The following is a 23743-nucleotide window of genomic DNA, read 5'->3' on the forward strand; positions in this document are numbered from 1 at the left end:
GTCAGGTGTACAGGCCGGGGTTGAGGCCCGTGCAGAAGCCGGCGGTCACGATGGACCAGAGCGCCCATCCGATCATGAGGCCGAGGCCTATGCCTCTGGTCCACGGCTTGCGGACGAACTGCAGCCCCGCGCCGGCGCCCAGGCCGATGAGGGCGAGCAAGATCGCGCCGACCGCCAGGTATGGGGTGGTGGCGCTGTCGGATGTGCCGAACGCGGCGACGAAGACGAGCAGCCCGATGACGATGTTGAAAACGCTGTAGATGGCCACGCCGGCGAACACCAACGCGACGAACACCCCCGTAGACGTACGCCCAGCCGCCGGCGCCCCCTGAGGATAGGGCGGCGGCCCGTACGGGGGCGGCCCGTACGGGGGCTGCCCGTACGGCGGTTGCCCGGATCCGTACCCCGGAGATGGGGGGACCCAACCGGCCTGCCCCTCGGATGACCCTTCCTCCGGAGGCGGGGTGGGCTCTCCGGGCTGCTCCGGGGGCGGGGGCGGCGGCGTGCTCACAACGCCCAGATTAAGCCTCTACGCCCCTTCTCCCGAGTAGTAAATCGCCGCCTGCACCCGGCTCTTCAACCCCAGCTTGTTCAGAACCCGGCTGACATGCGTCTTCGTCGTGGCCTCCGCCATGTCCAGCTCTCTGGCGATTTCGGCGTTCGACAGCCCCCGCCCGATGCAGGCCAGCACCTCCCGCTCCCGAGGCGTCAAACTCCCCGGATCGGCCGCCGGCTCCCTCCGCGGCGCCTGCCCGGCGAACGCCGCGATCAGCTTCCGCGTGACTCCCGGCGAGATCAGCCCATCCCCGCGCGCCACCAGCCGCACGGCCTCGACCAGCGATTCGGCATCGGTGTTCTTCAGCAGGAACCCGGCGGCCCCCGCCCGCAGCGCCCCGAAGACGTACTCATCAAGATCGAACGTGGTCAGGATCAGCACGTCGCTGACCCCCGCCAGCTCCCGCGTGGCCGAGATGCCGTCGAGCCGCGGCATCCGCACGTCCATCAGCACCACGTCCGGGCGCGCCTCCCGGGCCATGGCCACGGCCTGTTCCCCGTCCGCCGCCTCGCCAACGACCTCGATGTCCTCGGCCCCGTCCAGAATCAGCACGATCCCCGCCCGGACCGCCGCGTGATCGTCGGCCACCAGCACCTTGATCGTCACCGCGCCTCGACCCCCGACTCCCTTTCCCGCGAACCAAGGCCCAGGACGGCCGCGTACGGCACCGCCTGCTCATCACCGGTGGGCAACTCGGCAGACACCCGCCACAGATCACCGTCCCCCGAAGCCCCGGCCTCGAAAGAACCACCGACCAGCAAGACCCGCTCCCGCATCCCGATCAGCCCTGCCCCAGCACCGGGCAGCCGCGCCCCACGCCCGCCGACCGCGTTCTCGACACTCATCAGAACCCGCCCCGCCTCGTACGCGATGACGACCCGGACCGGCGAGTCCCCATGCTTGAGCGCGTTGGTGAGCGCCTCCTGCAGGATCCGGTATCCGGCGAGATCAACCGATGCGGGCAGCTCCCGCGGCTCCCCCTCGACCCGCAGCTCGGCGACCAGCCCGGCCCGCGTGACCCGCTCCACCAACGTCTCCGCATCGGCCAGCCGAGGCCGCATGGCCTCAGCGGGATCGTCACCCTCCTGCCGCAGCAGCCCGATCATCGTCCGCATCTCGGCCAGCCCCTTCACGCTGTTCTCCCGTACGGACTCCATGACCTTCCGGACGGTCGCCCGATCGAGATCCTTACGCGAAAGCGCGGCGGTGGACTGGATGGCGATGGCGCTGAAATGGTTCGCGATCATGTCGTGCAGCTCGCGCGCCATCCGCGTACGCTCAGCCGCGACGGCCGCCTGCCGGTCGAGCTCGGCCAGATGAGCCACCTGCTCGGCCCGCTCCCGCTCCGCCGCCGCCCGATCCCGGTGCTCCCGCAGCACCAGCGCCGTGGTGACGGGCGTCACCAGCACCAGCCCCGCCTGCACCCCCATGACAGCGAGCAGCCGCCAGTCCGCGGCGAGGAACCCGGCCACGGCCCCGGCCGCGACCGCCAGCACGGCGGTGATCCCGAGCAGCCACCGAGCGAACCGAGCCGGCCCGTAAAGCGCCGCGGCATAGAGGTTGTCGGTGAAAATCAGCACCGTCGCCAGTGAAGGCCCCACGAACGCGTCGATCGTGATCGCGACGACCCCCAGCCCCAGCGAGGCGAGGGGCGCCCGCTGCCGCACCAGCACCCCGGCACAGGTGATCGCCAGCGGCACGCACAGCAGCCAGACGGGCACGCCCCGCTGGAGCGCGGCCCCACCCGCGATGAGAACCACCCCCATCGCAAAGGCCACCCCGGCCCCCAACGCCTCCCGTTTCATGTCCCCATCTCACCACCCCACACGCCCCGTTCCCTCCTGCGCGGGACCCGCCTGTGGATACACCCTTCGATGTACCGCCACCCCCGGCCAACCAGCGAGATCACGGGCAAGATGGAGGGAGCGGGCCCCACGGTTGCCATAACTGGTTCGAGGTACTCCGCAGAACCCGCTATGCTTGCTTACGCAGCGAGCGGCCGTAGCTCAATGGATAGAGCATCTGACTACGGATCAGAAGGTTACGGGTTCGACTCCTGTCGGCCGCGCACAGTAGAAAGGCCCGCCACCAGGGAAAACCTGGAGCGGGCCTTCGTGCTTTTCAGGACGATCTACGCGGTGCGTGATCGACGGGCGCGCTGCCCGTCCACGTCGTTGCGGGTCGCCTCGGTCATGCCGGCCACCGTCCCGAACCTGGGCCCGCCTCCGAGACGCCATCCCCGTGACCACGTCCCGACCGCCTCAGCAGCGCCTCGTCGGCCTCGGGCAGCCAGGAGTGCGGCGGCCGGCGCAGCCGGCGTTCCATGCTTCGGATCTCCGTCACGGCCTGGAGCAGCGCGTCCAGACCCGGATGTCGCAGGCCCTCGGGGAAGACGAGGTTCTCCAGGGCGAGCGGCACGGGATCGACCAGCGGCCGCACCACGGCGCCCGGAATCCCGCCGACCTTCGCCGTGGCCAGCACGGGCTCGCGGTGCCGTTGCAGGTAGAGGCCCATCTCGTGGGATCCGACCGGTGGCGCGTGTGGCGTGGCCAGGGTGAGCCCGAACTCCTCCGCCAGGCGCTCGCCCAGGTCGGTCCACTCGGTGGTGGCGGGATTGCCCGCCATGGCGTCCAGCGGGAAATCGGCCAGCACGCCGAGCGGCACCTCCTCCAGCGCGGCCAGCGGATGGTCCTCGGAGACCAGCACGGCGAGCGGATCCAGCCGTACGGGCACCTGGGCCAGCCCCTTGCGCACGGAAGCGGGCAGTCCGGCGAAGCGGCCGAACGACACGTCGAGACGCCCCTCCCGCATGGCGGCGGCCCCGGAGGCCAGCCCGCCGTGGAAGCGGGCGAGGATCTCCACTCCCGGCGCCAGCTCCCTGGCCCTGACCAGCGGCCGTGGCGGCTCGTGCCCCTGCATGTTGACGTCCACGAGCAGCGGTCCCCGGGCGCTGGAGACCTCCGCGACCAGCTCGTCATGCAGCGCGAGCAGCCGCCTGGCCCCGGACAGCAGCCGCGCCCCCGCAGGGGTCAGCTCCACCCGCCGGGTGGTCCTGGTGAACAGCGCCTGCCCGAGTTGCTCCTCCAGCCGCCGCACGTCGCGGCTGAGCGCCTGCTGGGCCACGTACAGGCGGGCGGCGGCGCGGCCGAAGTGCAGCTCCTCGGCGACGGTCACGAACACCCTGAGCAGCCGGGGATGCAGGTCCACGCGGCAACATTAACAACAGATCCGCGTTAATCCTGGCTTTTCCGGTGTTGGACCCGGCGTCGTGATCTCCGTCAGGGTGGACCCATGATCCCCATGAAAGAGCTGCTCAACGGCATGCCGCTGTCGCCCGCCCAGATCGGCGTCCTCCTGAGCCTGATCCACCCGCCGGGGTTGACGGCTCAGAACGTCACAAACGGGTGGCCCGCGAAGAGGCCGAAGCGCAGGAGGTTCAGAGCACCGGCATGACGTAGTGCTGCGGCAGCGGGGATCGAGGCGCCCAGGTTTGACCTGCTGGCCGACCAGTCCAGTCCAGCAGGCAGGCTACGGGCCGGTCCTGGCTGCCGGCGGGGCTCAGGCCGCGGGCATCCGCCGCTGCCGCAAGGGTCGCTGAAGACCCAAGCTGAAGACCCAAGCTGAAGACCGAACACGTTCGCCTGACCTGCGACAACGCCTTCGGATTGCATGCGGTGGCGGTAGTCGCCGCCGCGGTTCGGCACAATTACCGATATGCGAGTCGGATTGCTCGGACCGTTCGAGGTCCGGAACCATGACGGGGCCGTGGTGGAGGTTCCTGGGATTCGGCTGCGCGCACTGCTGGCGGCGCTCGCCCTCGAACCCGGCCGGATCGTCACGCGTGCGAGGCTGGTGGACTGGATCTGGGGGGAAGAGCCGCCCGCGGACGAAGTGAACGCCTTGCAGGCGCTGGTCTCCAGGCTGCGCAGGGTGTTGCCGGCCGGTGTGATCGAGGCGGATTCCGGCGGGTACCGGCTGGCTCTGGCTGCTGATGCCGTGGACGTGTCCCGGTTCGAGCAGCTGGTCGGTCAGGCCCGTGCCGCCGAGCCTGCGGCGCGGGCGGATCTGCTGCGCCCGGCCCTGGCGTTGTGGCGTGGTACGGCCATGGCGGACATCGCGCTGCAGGGCAGCGACGCGTTCGACTCCGCGGTCGCGCGTCTGAACGAGCTCTACGTCGCCGCTCTCGGGGATCGGGTGGATGCCGACATCCGCCTCGGCCACGGCTCGGAGTTGGTCTCCGAGCTGACCGACCTGGTTGCCACGTACCCGCTGCGGGAGGGGTTCGTGGCGGCCTTGATGCGAGCGCTCGCCGAGGCGGGGCGTGAGAACGAGGCGTTGACCCTGTACCAGCGGACGCGCGAGCGGCTCGCCGAGGAGCTGGGCGCCGATCCGTCGGCCGAGCTCTCCGCGCTGCACACCGCGTTGCTCCGCGGCGAGCTGGGCCGGCGAACGGAGAACCACAGGACGAACCTGCGCGCCGAGTTGACGAGTTTCGTCGGCAAGGATGACGACGTCTCCGCGGTCGCCGAACTGGCCGTCAAGCACCGGCTGGTCACCTTGACGGGGGCGGGCGGCTCGGGCAAGACCCGGCTGGCCACGGAGACCGCGCGAACGATGCTCACCGAGCTGCCGGATGGGGCGTGGCTCGTCGAACTGGCCTCGGTGGGGGCAGGCGGTGACCTGGCGCAGGCCGTTCTCACCGCGATCGGCCTGCGTGACCAGGCATTGCTCGGTGGCGCGCGGGCCGGGGACCCGATGGATCGGCTCATCACCGCGGTCCGGGAGCGCACGATCCTGCTGATCCTGGACAACTGCGAGCACGTGATCGAGGCGGCCGCGGCCTTCGCGGATCGGCTCCTGGGAGAGTGCCGCAGGCTGCGGATCCTGGCCACGAGCAGGGAACCGCTCGGTATCTTCGGGGAAGTCCTGTGGGGGGTCGAGCCACTCGCGCTGCCCGCCGAGGGAGCCGACCCCTCCGAGGTCGCGTCCTCGTCCGCGGTGCGGCTGCTGCGGGACCGCGCGGGTCTGGTGCGCAAGGACATCGGCTCCGACGCGCACACCTTGGCGACCATGGCGCGGATCTGCCGGGCGCTCGACGGAATGCCGCTGGCGATCGAGCTGGCCGCGGCACGGCTGCGCACCATGTCCGTCGATCAGCTGGCACGCGGGCTCGATGACCGTTTCCGTCTGTTGACCGGCGGCAGCCGTACGGCGCTTTCCCGGCACAAGACGCTGCGCGCGGTCGTGGACTACAGCTGGGACCTGTTGACCGAGGCCGAACGTGGCGTGCTGCGGCGGCTGTCGGTGTTCTCCGGCGGGGCGAGCCTGGAGGCGGCCGAACGGGTGTGCGGGGGCGAGGCGTTCGCCGGGGAGCAGGTGTTCGACGTGCTCACCGCGTTGATGGAGAAGTCGCTGCTCCTCGCCGACGGCGAGGACACGCCGCGCTACCGGATGCTCAACACCATCAGGGAGTACGCGGCGCACCGGCTCGCCGAAGCCGGGGAGACCGAGCAGGCGCGCCGGGCGCACCTTGCGTACTTCACCGAGCTGGCCGAGACGGCCGATCCGCACCTGCGTCGGGCCGAGCAACTGGAATGGCTGTCCACGCTCGAGCCCGAGCACGACAACATCAGCGCGGCCCTGCGCGGGGCGATCGCCGAGGGATGGGCCGAGGAGGCGACGCGGCTGGTCGGGGCCGCGGGCTGGTACTACTTCAGCAGGCACAGGGTCGAGGGCGCCGAGTTGAGCATCGCGGCGGTCTCGCTGCCCGGTGAGGTGCCCGATGAGGTGCGGGCGTTGGCGTGCCTGCTCGTGACCATCTTCGTGAGCTCCGGGGTCGGCGGCGATCAGTATCAGGCGCGGGAGTGGATCCAGGAGGCGTACCGGTTGTCCCAGCGCAGCGGGTATCACCACCCGCTGCTCGGGTTCGTCGGGTTGCTGGAGCGGATTCTGGAGGGTCCGACGGACTTCCTGCCCGCGTTGGAGCCGCTCATCACCGATGATGATCCATGGGTGCGCGCGCAGGCCAGGCTCACTCGTGGCCGGTTCCGGCTAACGCTCGGCGGCGACGAGACCGACGTGGACGTCGACGCCAAGATCGCCCTTGCCGAGTTCCGCACGCTGGGTGACCGGTGGGGGATCTCGTTGGCGCTGACCTTCCTGGCCGAACGGCTCGCCATGCGCGGCGAGTTCACGCGCGCGTGTGAGCACTACGAAGAGGCGGCCGTGGCGCTGACCGAGATAGGCGCGACCGAGGACGTGATCGGCCTGCGGGCGCGGCAGGCCCAGCTGTACTGGCTGCTCGGCGATGAGCGATCCAGCACGTCCGCCATGGCAGAAGCGCAGCGGTGCGCGGGCGGGATCGCGTGGCCGGACGCGCTTGCCGAGCTGGCGCTGTCGAAGGCGGTGCTGGCGCGCTGGCGCGGCGAGCAGGAACAGGCACACGAGCACCTGGCCACGGTGCAGGCGGTGCTGGGCGGCTCGGACAGGGTCGGCTCCATCTTTGCCAAGACCATGGACCTGTACGGCTACCTCACCGAGGATCTCGAGACGGCCCGCGCACACCGGACCGAGGCGTTCCGCACGACTGTGGAGCATGCGTATCTACCGGCGGTCGCCGAGCTGTTGATCGGGATCGCGGATCTCGCGCTGCGCCAGGGACAGTACGAGCAGGCCGCGCGACTGCTCGGGGCGAGCGACAGCGTGCGCGGCACGCCGGATCGTTCGCTGCCGGACGCTTCCAGGATCGCCGCGGACACGCGGAATCGCCTCGGCGAAACCCTGTTCACCGAGGCGACCCATGACGGTGCGCGGAGGGACTGGCGCGAGCTGGCCGAGATCACGCTCGCTTCGTGAACGACGCGCGCGCCCACAGGTAGCCGATCAACATGATCCCCGCACCAGGCGATCGCCGTGCTGGCCGAGCCCGTCGACAGCGTGCCGGTCAGCAGCCCGCGCAGGGTTTCGATGATCGAGGTGAACGGCTGGTACTCGGCGAATTGCCGCGCACCCGGCCCCATCTTGTCGGCCGGCACGAATGCGCTGCTCAAGAAGGGAAGGATCATCAGCGGGACACCGGCGAGGCCCGCACTTTCCGCCGACGGCCGGAATCCCATCAGCAACGCGACCCCGGTGACCAGCGCGATGGCCAACAGGCTCCGTAGCATGGTCCCGATCACGTGCGCGTTCAGCACCGCGGCCCGGGACACGCTCATCACACGAAGCCGGTTGATGAATCCGGTCGTCATGTCGGAACTCACTGCGATCGCGGTGGGGCATCGTGCGCGTCGGGGGTCAGCAGCGTGGTCAGCACGTTCACCGTCGTGGTCTTCCCGGCACCGTTAGCGGCGAGGTCCCGTCAGTAGTCCGGCATGATGCCGATCAAGGTGGGATCGGCGTCATCGCCGGGCAGCTCCAGGCCGGTGACGATCTGGGCGAGCTCGGCGGCCTTGACCAGGTCGCTCTCCGTCTCCATGCCCAGTTCGCGCATGCGCGGGAGCAGGCGGTCAGGGTCGCTGCCGGCGCGGCTGTCCGGCCGGTCGGGCTCGAACGTGGTGACGACCACGCCGCCCTCGGCATACACGAACTGCTGATCCAGATTGACGTTGTAGAACACAGTGGCCGCCACAGTGTCTTTGGACAGCCGTGTGATCACCTCGTCCAGGGTCGCGGCGAAGCCGTTCGGCTCGGCCAGAACGACTCCGCCATCGACTTCGAAGGCGGCGATCTCACCCTCCTCCCCTTCGGCCTCGGCTTCGGGGCTGATCGTGGCGCCCATGCGGAGGAGGGCCTGCTCCGCGGACAGATCACGAACGTAGGTGACGGACACGGCTTCGCTCTCGAACCAGTAGTTCATCTGCTGCCTTTCTCGGAGAACAGTGCCGTGATCATCGCATTCAGGTACGACGTATTCGCCGAAAAGCCGTTGCGGGAGAAGGCTGGGACACGGAACGCTTCCGGCGTGGATATGCACGCCAACCAGCTGACGGTGTCACCGGAGACAGTACGCGCCTTGGTGGATGAACAGTTCCCCGAGTGGCGGAGCCTGCCGATCACCGGCATCGCGGCCCACGGGACGGTCAACGCCATCTTTCGCATCGGCGACCGCTTCGCGGCTCGGTTCCCTCTGCAGGACGGGCACGTCGACTCGATTCGCGGCTGGCTGGAGTCCGAAGCGGAAGCCGCCCGGGAGCTGGCAGGTCGCACGCGGTTTCCCACGCCCGAGCCCGTCGCGCTCGGTGAGCCCGGCGCGGGCTACCCCCTCCCGTGGTCGGTGCAGACCTGGCTGCCCGGCGCCGTGGCCACCGATGAGGACCCGGGCGAATCGGTCGCGTTCGCCCACGACCTGGCCGATCTCATCAATGACCTGCGCGCGATCGACACGCGTGGCCGCACGTTCGCCGGCCAAGGCCGGGGAGGCGACCTGCAAGCCCATGACGGGTGGATGGAGACCTGTTTCGAGCAGAGCGAACAACTCCTCGACGTCCCCCGGCTTCGCGGACTGTGGAAGGACTTTCGGAGCCTGCCGCGCAAGGACGCCGACGTGATGACCCACAGTGATCTCATTCCGGGCAACGTGCTCGTGTCCGCCGGTCGGCTGGCCGGGGTCCTCGACGTCGGCGGCTTCGGGCCGGCCGACCCCGCTCTGGATCTTGTGAGTGCCTGGCATCTGCTTGAGGCCGGGCCGCGGCAGGTGCTCCGCCTGGACCTCGGGTGCGACGACCTGGAATGGGAGCGGGGCAAAGCGTGGGCCTTCCAGCAGGCGATGGGCCTCGTCTGGTACTACCTCGACACCAACCCCCCCATGAGCCGGATGGGCCGACGCACTCTGGACCGCATCCTGAGCTCCGGATCCCGCTGGACCGCGGGATAGTCCGTCGAATGAAACTTTCACCGGCCCTCGGCGGCCCGAAATCCAGGAGTGCTCCTTTCATACCTGACCACACCCCCGTTTCTGCCGGGTGACCGAAAACGCCGGAAAAGCCCACTGATACGAAACCACCCCGCCGACGAATATCGCACTGCGCGTTCCAGAAGAGACATGAACGACGGCGACGTCACGGGGAGAATTCGACATGGGGGACCTCTTCGGCATGCTCAAACGCAGGGCCGACGACAACGCGAGGAGAGTGGTGGACGCCTGCGCCGACGAGATCGCCGGTTTCCAGGCGATCGAGTCCGGATCACGGGCGTCGATGATGGAGTTCGCGGTCGTCGTACGGCGTCGGACGGCCGAGCTGGCCGCCTGCGGCGAGCCGCTGCTGGAAAGCGACCTGGCCTTCATCGAGTCGGTCGGCGAGCAGCGCGGCGCACAGGGGGTGGCACCGGGCTGCCAGCGCGGCGCGCTCGCGCTGCATGCCGCCTTCACGCTGCGCGAGATCTCCGAGGCGGCCGGGCCCGGCGATCTGACCGACACGATGCGCATGATCGACTGGCTGGCCGAGCAGGGCACGGCGGCGCAGGCGGTCTACACCCGCGGCTACTTCCGGGGGTACGAGCGGTTCCTGCCGACGGCCTCACGCGTCCACCTGCTGGCCACCATGGTGCTGCACGACGACCCGATGGCCGGCGAGCTGGCCGGGAGCCTCGGAGTGCCGATGACCGAGCACTATCTGGTCACGGTGGTACGGGTGGCCCCGGAGCCGCCGGAGCAGTGCCGGGAGGAGGTCATGGGCACCTTGTTGCAGCGGCACCGGATGCCGTTCGGATGGCAGGAACCGGATGAGCTCGTGGCGCTGGTGCCCTACCACGGGACGCGGCCGGAGCACCGGGCGGCGGCCGAGGGGGCCGGGCTGGCGCTGGCGCGGGCGGTCGCCGAGGTCGTGGGGCGGCCGTGCTCGGTCGGCACCGCCCACGGGCGCCGCCGCGCGCTGGTCCAGGCGGCCGCGCTGGCGCGGAAGGTCAGCCGGGTGGCGCCGATCGAACGGGTGCCGCGCCGGCCGTACGGGGTGGCCGACGTGTTCGCGGAGCTGGGAGCGGTGGAGACGCCGCAGGTGGACCAGTGGCTGCGGGAGACGGCGCGGCGGCTCGGCGACGGGCCCGACCTGGTGCCCACGCTGGACGCCTACTACCGCAACGACATGAACCGGCTGCGTACGGCCGAGTCGCTGCACATCCACCCGCGCACGCTCGACTATCGGCTGCGGCGGGTGCGGGAGCTGGTGGGGATCGAGCCGGGCTCCACGCACGGCGTCCGGGTGCTGAGCACCACCGTCACCCGGCTGCTGGCCGGCGCGTGGAACGAGCACGGCTTTGTCTGACCGCCATTTTGACATTAGTGATGAACACCTGCCCGGCGCCATGGCGGAGATTCTCCCGAAGTGACGATGACCGGCGCTCCTGGCTTGGCGAAAGTATCACTGGTAAGGCTCGGCCGGGCCGAAAGGGAAATCCAGCGAAAGGTTCGATCACATGGCAGTACATGCGAGAAGAATGCTCGTGGGCGTGCTGGCCGCGATCACGGCGCTGCTGTTCTCTGTCGCGCTTCACACGGGTTCGGCCGCCGCGGCGCCCGAACGCGGGTTCACCGACCAGTCGACCACGACGCTCAAGGACGCCCAGGGCAAGGACGGCGGGGCCGCGCTGACCGCCACCTACTCATGTTCCCGGAGCGTCCCGATCCCGGCGTACTACATCGACATCGACTGCTCGGTGTTCACCGGGGCGATCAGGATCCTGGTGACCTGCTCCGACGGTTACCAGTTCGCCAGCCCGATCATCTTCGCCGGGAACCGGTTCACGGGACGCGGCACGTGCGGGCCGCCGTGGACCGTACGCTCCGCCAACGCCGAAACGGTGTTCTGACCGGTCCATCCGCTCCCCGAGCCACCCGGGACCACCGGGTGGCTCTCTCATACGTAAAACGGCAGGCGGCACGGCATGCCGGGCGATCGATGGTCGGAGTCGCTCAGGCCACCAGGTGCTGCTCGGCCAGTTCGGTGAGCGTCACGGTGCACAGGCCGCCGCGCTCCGCCTTGACGTCGGTCACCTTGAGCTGCGTTCCCGGCGCCAGGATGAACTCCTCCTCGCCGGTGAACGCGGAGAAGCTGCGAATGCCGACGGCCCGGGCGGGGTGCACCTCGAAGAGGGTGCGCTTGCCGCGGCGGCCGAGGAACGCCTGGGCCACGCCGAGTTCCGACGTGCACGAGGACACGCCCCACCACGTCACGGTCCGGCCGAGCGGGTACTGCGCCCGCAGGTCCAGCGACACCCCGCGCCACAGCGGTTTCTTGCGGACCGGGAGGCGCGACACGGCCGAGAACAGGAGCCGCAGGTAAGGGAGGTACGGAACGATGCGGGTGCGGTCCGGATTGCGCAGGGTGGCGTTGATCTGCCGGTAGAACGCCGACTCGCAGGTGTAGAGGTAGAGGGCCGCGATCTCGTCGGCGGACAGGCCATCCACAGCACCGGCCGACTGCTTCTCGCCGAACCGGTACGACTGCTCCGTGTGCCAGTCGAGCCCCGACAGCAGCTTGGCCACCGGGGAGACGGCCTCGCGGAAGTCCATGAGCGGGGTGTCGAACACGCCGGTGATCGCCGGCAGGTCCAGGCCCTCGTCCTTGACGCTGGCGAGCCGTTCCAGGTAGAGCTTGTGCAGCTCCATCGTGGACGCGATGAACGCCCCCATCCGGTCGGCGGTGTCCGCGTCCGCCCCGCCCCCTTGCGCGGCGAGCTTGTTCCACCCCTTGCTGGGCAGCCAGTCGATCTCGTCGGCGCCGAGCGCCGCGAGTGCCGCGTTCACGTCGGCGAAGTGGTTCCCGTCGCAGAAGATGTCGCCCTGTGCCGCGGGGTTGGGGTGGTCGATGTGCCGGACCTCGACCTTGGGGTACTTCTTCTGGAGCCGGAGTACGACCTCCTTCAGGCTGCGCGCGTGCGCCCCCCACCACGCGAACACCACGCCCCGGTCCGCCTCGTCGGCGTTCTGCTTGGCCCTGAGGATCTCCTCGACGAGCCTCTCGACGACCGGCCGCCAGAACGCGGTGTGCTGGTCGGTCCCCATGGCCCCGTCGCCGCTGGCGGTGAGTGCCGCGTTCAGCAGCAGCACGCCCTGCGTGAGCATCGCCTGGAACCACTCGGGCGGCTGCACGGTGTCATGCTGCTTCAGCAGCGCGCGGATGTTGGCGATCGGCGTCTTCTTGGGGATCCCGTGCTTCCACATCGCCGCCGCCTTGATGATGCAGCGGATGGTGATGACCTTGCCGAACTGGCTGTCGGCCCAGTCGTGGAAGGTGTTGTCGAACATCGCGATGCCGGTGGCGCTCTCGGCCCGCGGGTACGGGTTCTGGCCGAAGACGACGACCTTCCACTTGTGCGGCGGGTTGGGCTTGAGCGCCTGGAAGGTCAGTTCGCGGACGGGCACGACCTGGGGACTGCGGTTCGGGCCGATGAAGGTGGCGGCGGCCGGTTGTGCCTCGATGACCGGCTTCAGGAGCGGCAGCCACGGCTCGCCGCCGCCCTTGAAGAGGTCGGCCAAGGCCAGCGGGTCATCCGGACTGTTCGCGTCATCCGGTCCGGGCGACGTGGGGTTGGCGTCAGGTGACGTGGGGGTGTTGGCGTCGCGCATCGATGGGCTCCCGGGTCGGCGAGGCGTGCCGGTGGCGGCACAGGGGACTGAGGTGGAGGCATTGTGCCGCGTGAAGATCCCGAATGTGATGCGTTCGCATACGCGGAGATCATTCACACATCCCAGGCAAGATCCAGTTTTGTCGTTGTGGAGCTGTATGTTCGTGTCCGCTGGAAACGTCCCTCCCCCTCGCCTGGAGTGAGCCATGACCGTCGATCCCGTGCAGCCGCCGCTCAAGGTGGTCCTGGTGGATGTCAACGCGAAGGTGGTGCAAGAGTGGCTGGCCGCGTTCGCCGACACCCCTGAGGTCGAGATCCACAAGGGCTCGATCCTCTCCGAGCAGGCCGACGCCTGGGTCAGCCCGACCAACTCCCGCGGGCGGATGGACGGCGGGGTCGACGCGGTCATCAAGCGGCACCTCGGGGCCGGGATCCAGCTACGCGTCCAGCGGGCGATCCGCGACCGGTTCGACGGGTCGCTGCCGGTGGGCAGTGCCGTGTGCGTGCCGTCCGGGGCGACCAACCCGAAATTCCTGATCTCGACGCCGACGATGGTGCAGTCGGCGCAGGACGTGAGCGAGACGCTGAACGTGGCCATGGCGTGCGCCGCCGCGTTCCAGGCCATCCACATGCAGAACGAGAAGGAGCCGGGCAGCATCACGTCGGTCGCGCTGGTCGGCATGGGCGCGGCGACGGGCCAGGTGCCGCCGAAGGTGTGCGCCAACCTGATGTGGACCGGCTACACGCTGTTCAACGACTACCGCTTCGAGGACTACGACGACCTGCGCAGGACGATCCGCGAGCAGCTCGACGACATCGACAGCCACCCTGAGGAGCGGGTCCGGATCAAGCCGCCCACCGACAGCCCCCGCGGCTGACGCCGCGGCGAGGTCACTCCCAGACCGCGGACTCCGGGTCGACGCCGTGCGCCTTCGCGTTCGCGAAGATCACGTCGCGCAGCCAGGCGGCCAGGCCCGGTGCGACCGCCTCGAAGTGCGCCGCGAACCCGGGATCGGCGGCGTACATCCGCCCTATGCACGCCTGCATCGAGTGCGTGCAGTCGAAGTACGTCGAGATCAGCGCGCGGTGGCGCTCGGCCAGGGCGTCGGCGTCGCCGGAGCCGGGCGCGACGCCGGCGCGCATCGCGGCGGCGAGGTCGGCGTTCAGAGCTTCGGTCGTGGCCGCGATGCCCTTCCAGTCCTCCGGTGTCATCGCGGCGGCCCGCTCGGCGTACTGTGCCCACTGCACGGTGTCACCCCAGCGGTCCTCCGCCTCCTCGACCCAGGCGGGCTGCCAGTCGTCGCCGAAGATCTCCACCTGCTGCTCCGGGGTCAACCGGATCCCCTTCTTCGACGCCTCCAGCATGCGGTCGACCGCGCTGACCATCTTCTGCAGCCGGGTGATGCGCTCCACGAGCTCTGACCGCTGCCGGCGCAGGTGGTCGCGCGCGTCGACGTCCGGGTCGTCGAGGACCCGGCCGATCTCGGCGAGCGGGAATCCCAGCTCCCGGTAGACGAGGACTCGGTGGATCCGGGCGACGTCGTCGTCGGAGTAAACCCGGTATCCGGCCCAGGTGCGCCCGCTCGGGCGTACGAGGCCGATCGTGTCCCAGTGGTGCAGCGTCTTCACGCTGACCCCGACGAGCGCGGCCGCCCGGCCAACGGTGAGGATGGCCATCAGCTCAGTATCGCTCACCCCGCCTGGGCCTCGATGCGCGCCGGCACCGGATCAGGGCCGGCGCCGTGCCGCGGGCAGGAGCGCCGGGCTGACCCATCCGTTGTCGGCGGGGTTGATGGTCACCCCGGGCGCCACGATCTCGTCGATGCGGTCCAGCACGTCGTCGGGCAGCTCGATGTCGGCGGCCGGCAACTGGGACTCGAGGTGCTCCATCGTCCGGGGGCCGATGATCGCCGAGGTGATGGCGGGGTGGCGCAGGACGAACGCGATCGCCAGCTCCACCAGCGTCATCCCCGCCTTGTCGGCCAGCTCGGCGAGCTGCTCGGCGGCCTGCAGCTTGCGCTGGTTCTCCGGCAGCGACAGGTCGAACCGGTTGGCCAGGCGCCGGCGAGCCGCGGAGAACGGCGCCTCCGCGTCCGCGCCCGCGCGGTAGCGGCCGGTCAGCCAGCCGCCGGCCAGCGGGCTGTACGAAAGCACGCCCATGCCGTAGCGCGCGAGCGTCGGCAGCGTGTCGGCCTCGATCCCGCGGGTGAGGATCGAGTACGGCGGCTGCTCGCACACGAACCGCTCACGACCGCGCTCGCGTGCGGTCCACTGGGCCTCCACGATCGCCGAGACCGGCCAGGTCGAGTGGCCGACGTAGCGGACCTTGCCGGCCCGGACCAGGTCGGTGAGCGCGCCGAGGGTCTCGTCGATGTCCGTCTCGGTGTCGTACCGGTGGATCTGGTACAGGTCGATCCAGTCGGTGCCCAGCCGCCGCAGCGAGTTCTCGACCTCGCGGACGATCCAGCGGCGGGAGTTGCCGCGCTGGTTGGGGTCCTCCCCCATGGGCATGTGGGCCTTGCTCGCGAGCACGACGTCGTCGCGCCGGCCGCCGGCGAGGGCCTTGCCCACGATGATCTCGGACTCGCCGTCGGAGTAGATGTCGGCGGTGTCGATGAAGTTGATCCCGGCATCCAGGGCACGGTGGATGATCCGGATGCTCTCGTCGTGATCCTTGGTGCCCCAGTCGCCGAACATCATGGCCCCGAGGCACAGCTTGCTGACCGAGACGCCGGTGTGTCCCAGACGTCGGTACTCCATGAATGGCTCCTTTCCGGTCGTCGACACTCACTGTGCCGTCGCCGGACGCCGCATGGGAGGGCGAGCTGTTCCGGGGTGTGGCAGGGCCCCCATTACGTCACATGCTGCAGGTAGGTGAGGACCGCCATCACCCGGCGATTGTGGTCGTCGGACGGTGGGAGGCCCAGCTTGGCGAAGATGTTGTTCGTGTGCTTGCCGACCGCCTTGTCCGTGACCTGGAAACGGGCGGCGATCGCGAGGTTGGACAGGCCCTCCGCCATCAGCGCCAGCACCTCCCGCTCCCGCGGCGTGAGCCCGCCCAGCGGCTCGTCCCGGCTGCGGCGGGTCAGCAGCTGCGAGACGACCTCGGGGTCCATGACGGTGCCGCCCGCGGCGACCTGGCGTACCGCGTCCACGAACCGGTCGACGTCGCCGACCCGGTCCTTGAGCAGGTAGCCCACGCCGCCGGACCGGTCGGAGAGCAGCTCGCGGGCGTACAGCTGCTCCACGTACTGGGAGAGGATCAGCACCGGCAGCCCCGGCACCAGGCGGCGGGCCTCCAGCGCGGTGCGCAGCCCCTCGTCGGAGTAGCCGGGCGGCAGCCGTACGTCCACCACGGCCACGTCCGGGCGGCCGCGGGTCAGCGCGTCCAGCAGCATCGGGCCGTTGTCGACCGCCGCGGCCACCTCGAAACCGTTCGCCGTCAGCAGGCGGATCAGGCCGTCGCGGAGGAGGGCGAGGTCTTCGGCTATGACAACGCGCACGGGAGCTCCATGGTGAGTTCGGTCGGGCCGCCGGACGGGCTGCGCAGGACGAGCCGGCCGTCGAAGGCGGACAGGCGTCTGTCGATGCCGCGCAGGCCGCTGCCGGCGGCCCGGTCGGCCCCGCCGCGCCCGTCGTCGCGTACCGCCACCCGGAGCAGGCCGCCCGTGTGGGACACCCGCAGCCACGCACGGGACGCGCCGCTGTGCTTGGCCACGTTGGTCAGCGCCTCGGCGGTGGCGAAGTAGACCGCGGACTCGACCGGCGCGTCCAGGCGGCCCGGCAGGTCGATCTCGACCTCGACCGGCACCGGGCACAGCAGCGCGGCGGCCTCGACCGCGCCGGCCAGGCCGCGGTCGGCCAGCACCGGGGGATGGACGCCGCGCACCAGGTCCCGCAGGTCGGTCAGGGCCTGGCCGGCGACCTCCCGGGCCTCGTCGATCATCATCCGGACCTGGGCCGGATCGCGGAGGTCGCGGGCCAGCCCCAGGTTCATCCGGATCGCGATCAGCTTGGCCTGCGCGCCGTCGTGCAGGTCGCGTTCGATCCGGCGCAGCTCGGCCGCCTGCGCGTCGACCACCACGGCCCGCGACTCGGTCAGCTGCCTGATCCGCGCGGCCGGAGTCGCCTCCGGGAGGAGCAGCAGCGCCGACAGCCGCGCCTGTCCGGTTATGAGCAGGGGCAGGGCCATCAGGATGACGGCCGCGATGGCCGCGATGGAGACGCTGAGGGAGAACGTGTTCAGCGTGCTCGTCTCGATCGGGCGTACCCGGAAGAACATGTAGTCGAAGGCGGCCAGCAGCCCCCAGACGACGAGCGCGGGGACCGGCCACGTGACGGCGTGCACGCCCAGCCAGGCCAGCTCCCGCCGGGTGCCGGCCTCGTGCGGAGCGGGCCGCGGACCCGGGTCGAGCACGCGTCCCGCCCAGGCCCGCTGCACCCCGGCCAGGGACCGGACGAGCGCGAGCGCGCGGCGCAGCAGCGGCACGCCGAGCCCGGCCACCGGGACCAGCACGACGCTCACCAGCAGCATGCCGATCAGCGCCGGCGCGGCCACGCCCGTGGCGGCGTTCAGCAACAGCCCGCCACCGGCGGCGAACGCTCGGCGGATCCCGGTCACGCCTGCAGTCTGCCCGACGCGCGGCGCGCGGGCGGTAGGCCTGGACCTACCTCCGTGGTGGGCGCACCCCCATCGAGATCCGCCCGCCGGACCGGCAGGCTGGCGGCCGTCAGCCGGACGACCGGGGGGAGACCATGATCGAAGTGAGCGGACTGACCATGAGATACGGGGACAAGGTCGCCGTCGACGACCTGACGTTCACCGTGAAACCGGGGCTGGTGACCGGCTTCCTCGGCCCGAACGGCGCGGGCAAGTCCACCACCATGCGCGCCGTCCTCGGCCTGGAGGTCCCCACCGCCGGCAAGGCGCTGGTGAACGGCCACCCGTACGCGTCGCTGCGCCGGCCCATGCGCTCGATGGGGGCGCTGCTCGACGCCGGGGCGGTGCACGGGGGCCGCAGCGCGTACGCGCACCTCGCCTGCCTGGCCCGCAGCAACGGCATCGGCCGCCGCCGGGTGACCGCCGTCCTCGACCAGGTCGGCCTGAACGCCGTCGCCGGCAAGCGGATCAGCGGCTTCTCGCTCGGCATGCGGCAGCGCCTGGGGATAGGCGCGGCGCTTCTCGGGGACCCGGGGGTGCTGATGCTCGACGAGCCGCTGAACGGGCTGGACCCGGAGGGCATCCGCTGGCTCCGCGACCTGCTGCGCTCCCTGGCGGCCGAGGGCCGCACCGTGCTGCTGTCCAGCCACCTGATGAACGAGATGGCGCTCACCGCCGACCACGTCGTCGTCATCGGGCGGGGACGGCTGATCGCCGACACCGACATGGAGGCCCTGGCCGGGCACTTCCAGCGCGACGTGCTGGTGCGTACGCCGCACCCGGAGCGGCTCGCCGGCGTCCTGCGCGCGCACGGGGCGGCGGTGACCTTCGAGGACGACGGCGCCCTGTCGGTGCACGACCTGGACGCGGCCCGGATCGGCGTGCTCGCGCTCTCCGAGGGGATCGCGCTCGCTGAGCTGTCGCCGCGCGGCGCGTCCCTGGAGGAGGCGTTCGTACGGCTCACCGAGGACAGCGCCGAGTACAAGGCAGGCGGCCGATGATCGACGTGATCGCTTCGGAGTGGCAGAAACTCCGGTCGCTCCGCTCGAACCTCTACCTGCTGGCCTGTTCGGTGGCGGCCGTCCTGGCCTGCGCCGGGGTGTCGTTCATGATCGGACGCGGGTTCGACAACCTGTCGCTCCATGAGCGGATGGCCTTCACCGGCAATGGGGACGGCCTCGGCAACGGGATCGCGGTCGCCTACTTCGTGTTCGCGGCGCTGGGCGCGCTCGCGATCACCTCGGAGTACAGCACCGGGATGATCCAGACGAGCCTGGTGGCCGTGCCGCGCCGGCAGGCGCTGCTGCTGGCCAAGGTCCCGGGGCTGGCCGCGGTCGCGCTGGTGGCGGGGCAGGTCCTGGCGTTCGGCATGCACGCGGGGGCCATGATGGTGCTCGGCGACCGGGCCGGGCAGCTGCTCCGCGACGGGCAGACCCTGGGCACGCCGCTGTCGGAGCCGGGCGTGCTCGCCTCGGTGGTGCTCGCCGGGCTGTCGATGGCGGCGGTCGCGCTGATCGGGCTCGGCGTCGGGGCGGCCGTCCGCTCCACCCCCGGCGCCCTGGTCGCGCTGATCGTGATCATCGTGGTGCTGCCGGTGGTGGCGAGGACACTGCCCATGCCGCTGCGCGCCCAGGCCGCCTCGTTCATGATCGAGAACCTGCCGCTCCAGATCGCGGGGGTCGGCGGCGGGATCCTGCCGCCTGCCGTGGCGGCGGGGCTGCTGGTCGCGTACGTGGTCGCCGCGCTGACGGCGGGCGCGGTGACGATCGCGTTGAAGGGGCGCAGGATCAAGGTGCTGGCGGTGGGAACGGCCGCCGCCGTCCTGGTGTCGGCGGTTCCCGCCGCCGCGGCCGGTTCGCCGGGCTCCGGCCCGTCGTCGCCGGCCTGGGCGGCCTGTAAGGACGTCTCCAAGGACATGCGGTGTGCCTCGATCGAGGTGCCGCTGGACTGGGCCAGGCCGTCCGGGCGGAAGATCCGGCTGACCGTCGGCATGCTGCCCGCGACCGGCGCCGAACGCCGGATCGGCACGGTGTTCGCGGTCCCCGGCGGGCCGGGCGGCTCGGGCGTCAAGGACCTGAGCAAGGCCGCGGGCAGCTTCGCCGAGCTGCGGGATCGTTTCGACGTGGTCAGCGTCGAGCCCCGCAACACCATCGACAAGGGCGTGCTGCCGTACGACTGCCTCGTCTCCGGCCCGTGGATCGCCCTGCCCGACACCCCTGCCGAGTACGCCGAGCTGGGCAGGCGCAACCGGGCGGCGGCAGAGCGATGCCGCGCCGCCGATCCCGAGTTCTTCGACCACATGGATTCGGCCTCCTTGGCGCGGGACATGGAGGCGATCCGCGTCGCGCTGGGTGAGGAGAAGCTGAGCTTCATCGCCAACTCCTACGGCGGCGTCCCCGCGATCGCCTACTCCCGGCTGTTCCCCGGCCGGGTGCGCGCGATGGTGTTCGACGGCCCGGCGAACCCCTATGAGGACCGCGCGCAGGGCAGGCTCCCGCATGAGGAGTCCTTCGCCCGCTTCGCGGCCTGGTGCGCGGCGACCACCGCCTGCGCGCTGCATGGCCAGGACGTCGGCGAGGTCTGGCGGGCGCTGGTGGCGCGGGCCGACCGCTCCCCTGTGCCGGTCAGGGGAGAGCGGTCCGCCTACAGCGGGTTCGACATCAAGGAGGCCGCCGCCCCCAGCGTCATCTCACCGGGTCCGAAGCCCGAGTACTCCCGGTGGAAGGAGCTCGCCGAAGCGATCAAGCGGGCCGCCGCCGGTGACGCCTCAGGGTTCGCCGACTATGTCCGACAGAGCACGAAAAGCCTGAAGGTCCCCTCGTACACCGGGGTGAACATGACCCACTGCCTCGACGGCATGGGATTCCGCGACTACGAGGAGTACCGGAAGAAGCGCCGCTTGGGTGAGCGCCTGCTGCCGAACCTCGCCGGGACCGAGCTCTGGCACCCGCTCGCCTGCGTCGGCTGGCCGGCCCCCGTCACCAACCCGCCCGCGCCGCTGCCTGCCGAGGGGTTGCCGCCCTACCTGGGCGTCGGCTCCTGGACGGACTTCGACGGGGCCGCGGACATCGTACGGCGGGTGCCCGGCTCGGCCGCGGTCCGCTACGAGGGGAACGGCCACGGCCTGTACAACAGCGGCGATTCCTGCATCATCGCCCACGTCAACCGCTATCTGACCAGCCTGCGCCTGCCCGCGCAGGGCACCGTCTGCCGGCCCCCGGCGTAAGCCTCAGAGCAGGCCCAGCTCGCCGAGGGGTTTGCGCCAGTAGTCCTCGTCGAGGGACCTGCTCTGGAGGAGGGCCTCGGTGTCGTCGTGGGTGCGGCCGAGGTCGGCGGTGACGTGCAGGATCCGGTTGAAGGTCCTGAACGCCGCGTCGTCACCCGGCTTCATCTGGCAGTGGTGAATGCGCTCGTACCAGTACTTCTGCTCCTCCTCGATCCGCGGCAGGAGCTCTGCGCGGGTGAGGGTGCGTGCTTCCTCGACGGTGAGCCTCTCGAAGCCTGGCATGGCCTCATTGTGCCTGCGCTTCGGCTCAGGGCTGACAATCCCGCGAAACATTAACCCTCTGCACTAGTCTTGCCACCGTGAGTAACAGAGTCCTCCGGCGGATCGGGCGGCGCGGCGCGTCCCTGGCGTTCGTCGGCCTGTTATCTCTGGCCATCGCCGCCTCGCTGGCCTTCGCGCCGGCGAGCCAGCGTGCCACCCCCTCCTATGCCGTGCTGGCCTCCATCGCGCCGCTTGACGTCTGGGCGGTGCTCTGGCTCGCCACCGGCGTGCTGTGCCTGGTGCAGATGTTCCTGCGCTCCGACCGGATGGCCTTCGCCGCCGCCACCGCGCTGGTCCTCCTGTACGGCCTGGTGTTCCTGGCCTCGACGTTCACCGGAGACAATCCGCGAGGCTGGGTCGGGGGTGCGGTGTGGCTGGCGTTCGGCGGCTGGATCACGCTGATCGCGACCTGGCCGGAGGCCGTCACGCTCGACCGGCTCCCGGGCTCCGGCTCGGCGGTGATCGTCGCCAACGCCGCCGGGATCATCCAGTCCTGGAATCCGCAGGCCGCCACCATGTTCGGCTGGAGCACCGACGAGGCGGTCGGGCGGCCGTTGACGATGCTCATGCCGGCGCGTTTCCGCGACAGGCACGACATGGGGCTGACCAAGGTCCGCGTCAACGGCCACTCCGAGCTGGCCGGTCGGATCATTCCGCTGGTCGGCCTGCGTCGCGACGGCACGGAGTTCGCCATCGCGCTGACCGTCAACGCCTGGCACAGCGACGACGGGATCACGTACACCGGCGTGATACGCCCAGTGGAAGGAGGCCACGCTGACTGACATCCTCATCCAGGTCGCCGTCGGGATCGTCCCGCTCGGCGTGGCGTACCTGGCCTTCCGCTCCGCCACCGACGCCAACAAGAAGACCCAGCAGACCGCCATCCTCCAGGCCGAGCGCCAAGCCGAGTTAGAACGCTCCAAGGTGGACGCCGAGGCCTTCCTCAGAGCGAAGACGATCTACGAGGACGCGCTCAGCCAGATGGAGAAACAGCTGAACAGGGTGCAGAATCAAGCCTCCCAGCTCAGCACCGACCTGATCGGCGAGCAGAGCACGACCACGGCGATGCGCGACCAGATCGGCCAGCTCCAGGCCCAGATCCGCGCGCTCGAACGCACCGTCGTCGCCCTGCGCGCCCAGCTCATCGCCGCGGGGATGGCTCCCGTGCCCACGTCCGAGGCCACCGGCCCCTACTTGCGCAGACGCCTGCTCGGCGAAGGATAGAAGACCGGCCCTCGGCGCTGACCGCCGACCATCTCAGGGCCGAACGATCGGGCTCCCCCCGCCCGCTTCCACCGCCACGCCCGCCCGCTTTCTCCGCCGCCCCTGTTGATCAGAGCCCGTGTGCCTCGGCCAGCAGTTCCGCCGAGCGCAGCCAGACCTTCCTGTCGGCGGCCGAGAAGGCGACGATCAGCTCATCGGCGTCGGCGAGCTTGGCGAACCGGTCGACATACTCCTTGACCTCCGCCGCGTCCCCGACCGCCGAATACTTGGCCATCTGCACGATCTGCTGCCCGGCCGGCGACCCGAGGATCATGTCCGCCTCCTCGGTCGTGAACGTGCGCCCCCGCCCCAGGAACCTGCTCACCCTCAGCCGCTTCGAGGCCAGGAACTCCTCCTGCGCCTCCTCCGACGTGTCCGCCGCGATCACGTTGAGCGCGGCGATGACATGGGGGCGGTCGAGCTGCGCCGACGGCTGGAAGTCACGCCGGTAGAGCGCCACGGCCTCCTCCAGGGCGGCCGGGGCGAAGTGCGAGGCGAACGCGTACGGGAGCCCCAGCGCGGCGGCGAGCTGCGCCCCGAACAGCGAGGACCCGAGGACGTAGAGCGGGACGTTCGTGCCCTTGCCCGGCGTGGCGTCCACGCCCGGGATCCGGGACTCACCCGACAGGTAACCCTGCAGCTCCAGAACGTCCTGCGGGAACGTGTCGGCGGCCGACGGGGTGCGGCGCAGGGCGCGCATGGTCTGCTGGTCGCTGCCCGGCGCGCGACCGAGGCCCAGGTCGATGCGTCCCGGATGCAGGCTTTCGAGGGTGCCGAACTGTTCGGCGATGGTGAGCGGGGCGTGGTTCGGGAGCATGACGCCGCCCGCCCCGAGGCGGATCGTCCGGGTGTGGGCGGCGACGTGGGCGATGAGCACGCTGGTCGCCGAGGAGGCGATGCTGGCCATGTTGTGGTGCTCGGCGTACCAGATCCGCCGGTAGCCCAGGTCCTCGGCCCGCTGGGCCAGGGCCACGCTGGCGGCGAAGCTGTCCGCCGCCGTCTCGCCCTCGCCGATGATCGCCAGATCAAGGATGGACAGCGGCAGAGTCATGAGTACGCGCCTTTCGCAGAGCGGTTCGACCTGGCTGTGGACAACAGCCGCGAAGGCGCCGTTATTTCACCGATGGGCCCCTGGCGGGCGCAAGGGCCCATCGAG

The 23743-nt window shown here is 70.6% G+C and carries 22 protein-coding genes and 1 tRNA gene; 11 read left to right on the forward strand and 12 right to left on the reverse strand.

Features of this window, described 5'->3' with window-relative positions:
• Nucleotide 1 precedes the first annotated feature (1 nt).
• From ACWEPL_RS35815 to ACWEPL_RS35825, 3 genes are all read right to left on the reverse strand, one after another.
• On the reverse strand, nucleotides 2-295 hold the full coding sequence (locus tag ACWEPL_RS35815) for a hypothetical protein (protein ID WP_363977311.1): 294 nt from the start codon (nucleotides 293-295) through the stop codon (nucleotides 2-4).
• Nucleotides 296-529: 234 nt separating this feature from the next.
• Nucleotides 530-1156 carry a response regulator gene (locus ACWEPL_RS35820; RefSeq protein WP_452438863.1) on the reverse strand — a complete coding sequence of 209 codons (627 nt, stop codon included), beginning with the start codon at nucleotides 1154-1156 and terminating at the stop codon, nucleotides 530-532.
• A gap of 2 nt (nucleotides 1157-1158) precedes the next feature.
• A complete protein-coding gene (locus ACWEPL_RS35825) occupies nucleotides 1159-2322 on the reverse strand; it encodes a sensor histidine kinase (protein WP_363977317.1) in 1164 nt (387 codons plus the stop codon).
• Between the two features lie 229 nt (nucleotides 2323-2551).
• Between ACWEPL_RS35825 and ACWEPL_RS35830 the strand changes: the two genes are divergently transcribed.
• Nucleotides 2552-2624, forward strand: a tRNA-Arg gene (locus ACWEPL_RS35830).
• Nucleotides 2625-2746: 122 nt separating this feature from the next.
• Here ACWEPL_RS35830 and ACWEPL_RS35835 read toward each other — a convergent pair.
• The gene (locus ACWEPL_RS35835; protein ID WP_452438836.1) at nucleotides 2747-3763 is read right to left on the reverse strand and encodes a LysR family transcriptional regulator; all 1017 of its coding nucleotides are present in this window, start codon (nucleotides 3761-3763) and stop codon (nucleotides 2747-2749) included.
• Between the two features lie 84 nt (nucleotides 3764-3847).
• Between ACWEPL_RS35835 and ACWEPL_RS35840 the strand changes: the two genes are divergently transcribed.
• Together ACWEPL_RS35840 and ACWEPL_RS35845 are read left to right on the forward strand one after the other, a co-directional pair.
• Nucleotides 3848-4009, forward strand: coding sequence for a hypothetical protein (locus ACWEPL_RS35840; protein WP_363977323.1), 162 nt, complete (start codon nucleotides 3848-3850; stop codon nucleotides 4007-4009).
• 261 nt (nucleotides 4010-4270) lie between these two features.
• A complete protein-coding gene (locus ACWEPL_RS35845) occupies nucleotides 4271-7411 on the forward strand; it encodes a BTAD domain-containing putative transcriptional regulator (RefSeq protein ID WP_452438837.1) in 3141 nt (1046 codons plus the stop codon).
• 502 nt (nucleotides 7412-7913) lie between these two features.
• Here ACWEPL_RS35845 and ACWEPL_RS35850 read toward each other — a convergent pair.
• On the reverse strand, nucleotides 7914-8333 hold the full coding sequence (locus ACWEPL_RS35850; RefSeq protein ID WP_363977332.1) for a DUF6461 domain-containing protein: 420 nt from the start codon (nucleotides 8331-8333) through the stop codon (nucleotides 7914-7916).
• 105 nt (nucleotides 8334-8438) lie between these two features.
• On the opposite strand from ACWEPL_RS35850, the gene ACWEPL_RS35855 reads away from it, so the two are divergent.
• The 3 genes from ACWEPL_RS35855 (at nucleotide 8439) to ACWEPL_RS35865 (ending at nucleotide 11359) form a co-directional block, all read left to right on the forward strand.
• Nucleotides 8439-9428 (forward strand): aminoglycoside phosphotransferase family protein, encoded by a 990-nt coding sequence (locus ACWEPL_RS35855; RefSeq protein WP_452438838.1) that lies wholly within the window; start codon nucleotides 8439-8441, stop codon nucleotides 9426-9428.
• Nucleotides 9429-9630: 202 nt separating this feature from the next.
• Nucleotides 9631-10815 (forward strand): PucR family transcriptional regulator, encoded by a 1185-nt coding sequence (locus tag ACWEPL_RS35860; protein WP_452438839.1) that lies wholly within the window; start codon nucleotides 9631-9633, stop codon nucleotides 10813-10815.
• A 151-nt stretch (nucleotides 10816-10966) separates the two neighbouring features.
• Nucleotides 10967-11359: a hypothetical protein gene (locus ACWEPL_RS35865; protein WP_350732479.1), complete on the forward strand. Its 393-nt coding sequence runs from the start codon at nucleotides 10967-10969 to the stop codon at nucleotides 11357-11359.
• A gap of 103 nt (nucleotides 11360-11462) precedes the next feature.
• On the opposite strand, the gene ACWEPL_RS35870 is transcribed toward ACWEPL_RS35865, so the two are convergent.
• Nucleotides 11463-13118 (reverse strand): ADP-ribosyltransferase domain-containing protein, encoded by a 1656-nt coding sequence (locus ACWEPL_RS35870; RefSeq protein WP_452438840.1) that lies wholly within the window; start codon nucleotides 13116-13118, stop codon nucleotides 11463-11465.
• Nucleotides 13119-13323: 205 nt separating this feature from the next.
• Here ACWEPL_RS35870 and ACWEPL_RS35875 point away from each other — a divergent pair, with 205 nt between their 5' ends.
• Nucleotides 13324-13995, forward strand: a complete 672-nt coding sequence (locus ACWEPL_RS35875; RefSeq protein WP_452438841.1) for a macro domain-containing protein — start codon at nucleotides 13324-13326, stop codon at nucleotides 13993-13995.
• Nucleotides 13996-14008: 13 nt separating this feature from the next.
• Here ACWEPL_RS35875 and ACWEPL_RS35880 read toward each other — a convergent pair whose 3' ends face one another.
• The 4 genes from ACWEPL_RS35880 to ACWEPL_RS35895 all read right to left on the reverse strand — a co-directional run bounded on the left by ACWEPL_RS35880 (nucleotide 14009) and on the right by ACWEPL_RS35895 (nucleotide 17738).
• A complete protein-coding gene (locus ACWEPL_RS35880; RefSeq protein ID WP_452438842.1) occupies nucleotides 14009-14794 on the reverse strand; it encodes a MerR family transcriptional regulator in 786 nt (261 codons plus the stop codon).
• A 51-nt stretch (nucleotides 14795-14845) separates the two neighbouring features.
• Nucleotides 14846-15877, reverse strand: coding sequence for an aldo/keto reductase (locus tag ACWEPL_RS35885; RefSeq protein ID WP_452438843.1), 1032 nt, complete (start codon nucleotides 15875-15877; stop codon nucleotides 14846-14848).
• A gap of 92 nt (nucleotides 15878-15969) precedes the next feature.
• Nucleotides 15970-16620, reverse strand: a complete 651-nt coding sequence (locus tag ACWEPL_RS35890) for a response regulator transcription factor (protein WP_363977355.1) — start codon at nucleotides 16618-16620, stop codon at nucleotides 15970-15972.
• On the reverse strand, nucleotides 16605-17738 hold the full coding sequence (locus ACWEPL_RS35895; protein ID WP_452438844.1) for a histidine kinase: 1134 nt from the start codon (nucleotides 17736-17738) through the stop codon (nucleotides 16605-16607). Before ACWEPL_RS35895 ends, ACWEPL_RS35890 begins: the two co-directional genes overlap by 16 nt.
• Nucleotides 17739-17872: 134 nt before the next feature.
• Between ACWEPL_RS35895 and ACWEPL_RS35900 the strand changes: the two genes are divergently transcribed.
• Together ACWEPL_RS35900 and ACWEPL_RS35905 are read left to right on the forward strand one after the other, a co-directional pair.
• A complete protein-coding gene (locus tag ACWEPL_RS35900) occupies nucleotides 17873-18778 on the forward strand; it encodes an ABC transporter ATP-binding protein (protein WP_397368934.1) in 906 nt (301 codons plus the stop codon).
• Nucleotides 18775-21003, forward strand: coding sequence for an alpha/beta fold hydrolase (locus tag ACWEPL_RS35905; RefSeq protein ID WP_452438845.1), 2229 nt, complete (start codon nucleotides 18775-18777; stop codon nucleotides 21001-21003). Before ACWEPL_RS35900 ends, ACWEPL_RS35905 begins: the two co-directional genes overlap by 4 nt.
• Before the next feature lie 3 nt (nucleotides 21004-21006).
• Here the strand turns inward: ACWEPL_RS35905 and ACWEPL_RS35910 are convergent, their stop codons facing one another.
• Nucleotides 21007-21285 carry a hypothetical protein gene (locus ACWEPL_RS35910; protein WP_452438846.1) on the reverse strand — a complete coding sequence of 93 codons (279 nt, stop codon included), beginning with the start codon at nucleotides 21283-21285 and terminating at the stop codon, nucleotides 21007-21009.
• A 77-nt stretch (nucleotides 21286-21362) separates the two neighbouring features.
• Between ACWEPL_RS35910 and ACWEPL_RS35915 the strand changes: the two genes are divergently transcribed.
• Together ACWEPL_RS35915 and ACWEPL_RS35920 are read left to right on the forward strand one after the other, a co-directional pair.
• Nucleotides 21363-22106 carry a PAS domain S-box protein gene (locus ACWEPL_RS35915; RefSeq protein WP_363977370.1) on the forward strand — a complete coding sequence of 248 codons (744 nt, stop codon included), beginning with the start codon at nucleotides 21363-21365 and terminating at the stop codon, nucleotides 22104-22106.
• Nucleotides 22107-22146: 40 nt separating this feature from the next.
• Nucleotides 22147-22548, forward strand: coding sequence for a hypothetical protein (locus ACWEPL_RS35920; RefSeq protein ID WP_363977373.1), 402 nt, complete (start codon nucleotides 22147-22149; stop codon nucleotides 22546-22548).
• A 109-nt stretch (nucleotides 22549-22657) separates the two neighbouring features.
• On the opposite strand, the gene ACWEPL_RS35925 is transcribed toward ACWEPL_RS35920, so the two are convergent.
• Nucleotides 22658-23638 carry an LLM class flavin-dependent oxidoreductase gene (locus ACWEPL_RS35925; protein ID WP_452438847.1) on the reverse strand — a complete coding sequence of 327 codons (981 nt, stop codon included), beginning with the start codon at nucleotides 23636-23638 and terminating at the stop codon, nucleotides 22658-22660.
• Between the last annotated feature and the right edge of the window lie 105 nt (nucleotides 23639-23743).

The organism is Nonomuraea sp. NPDC004186, from assembly GCF_053603495.1.

Coding starts and splice junctions, on each gene's coding strand:
- ACWEPL_RS35825 (WP_363977317.1), bottom strand. CDS start 2,322: ATGGGGGTGGTTCTCATCGCGGGTGGGGCCGCGCTCCAGCGGGGCGTG.
- ACWEPL_RS35840 (WP_363977323.1), top strand. CDS start 3,848: ATGATCCCCATGAAAGAGCTGCTCAACGGCATGCCGCTGTCGCCCGCC.
- ACWEPL_RS35845 (WP_452438837.1), top strand. CDS start 4,271: ATGCGAGTCGGATTGCTCGGACCGTTCGAGGTCCGGAACCATGACGGG.
- ACWEPL_RS35850 (WP_363977332.1), bottom strand. CDS start 8,333: ATGGGCGCCACGATCAGCCCCGAAGCCGAGGCCGAAGGGGAGGAGGGT.
- ACWEPL_RS35860 (WP_452438839.1), top strand. CDS start 9,631: ATGGGGGACCTCTTCGGCATGCTCAAACGCAGGGCCGACGACAACGCG.
- ACWEPL_RS35865 (WP_350732479.1), top strand. CDS start 10,967: ATGGCAGTACATGCGAGAAGAATGCTCGTGGGCGTGCTGGCCGCGATC.
- ACWEPL_RS35870 (WP_452438840.1), bottom strand. CDS start 13,118: ATGCGCGACGCCAACACCCCCACGTCACCTGACGCCAACCCCACGTCG.
- ACWEPL_RS35875 (WP_452438841.1), top strand. CDS start 13,324: ATGACCGTCGATCCCGTGCAGCCGCCGCTCAAGGTGGTCCTGGTGGAT.
- ACWEPL_RS35880 (WP_452438842.1), bottom strand. CDS start 14,794: ATGGCCATCCTCACCGTTGGCCGGGCGGCCGCGCTCGTCGGGGTCAGC.
- ACWEPL_RS35885 (WP_452438843.1), bottom strand. CDS start 15,877: ATGGAGTACCGACGTCTGGGACACACCGGCGTCTCGGTCAGCAAGCTG.
- ACWEPL_RS35900 (WP_397368934.1), top strand. CDS start 17,873: ATGATCGAAGTGAGCGGACTGACCATGAGATACGGGGACAAGGTCGCC.
- ACWEPL_RS35905 (WP_452438845.1), top strand. CDS start 18,775: ATGATCGACGTGATCGCTTCGGAGTGGCAGAAACTCCGGTCGCTCCGC.
- ACWEPL_RS35910 (WP_452438846.1), bottom strand. CDS start 21,285: ATGCCAGGCTTCGAGAGGCTCACCGTCGAGGAAGCACGCACCCTCACC.
- ACWEPL_RS35925 (WP_452438847.1), bottom strand. CDS start 23,638: ATGACTCTGCCGCTGTCCATCCTTGATCTGGCGATCATCGGCGAGGGC.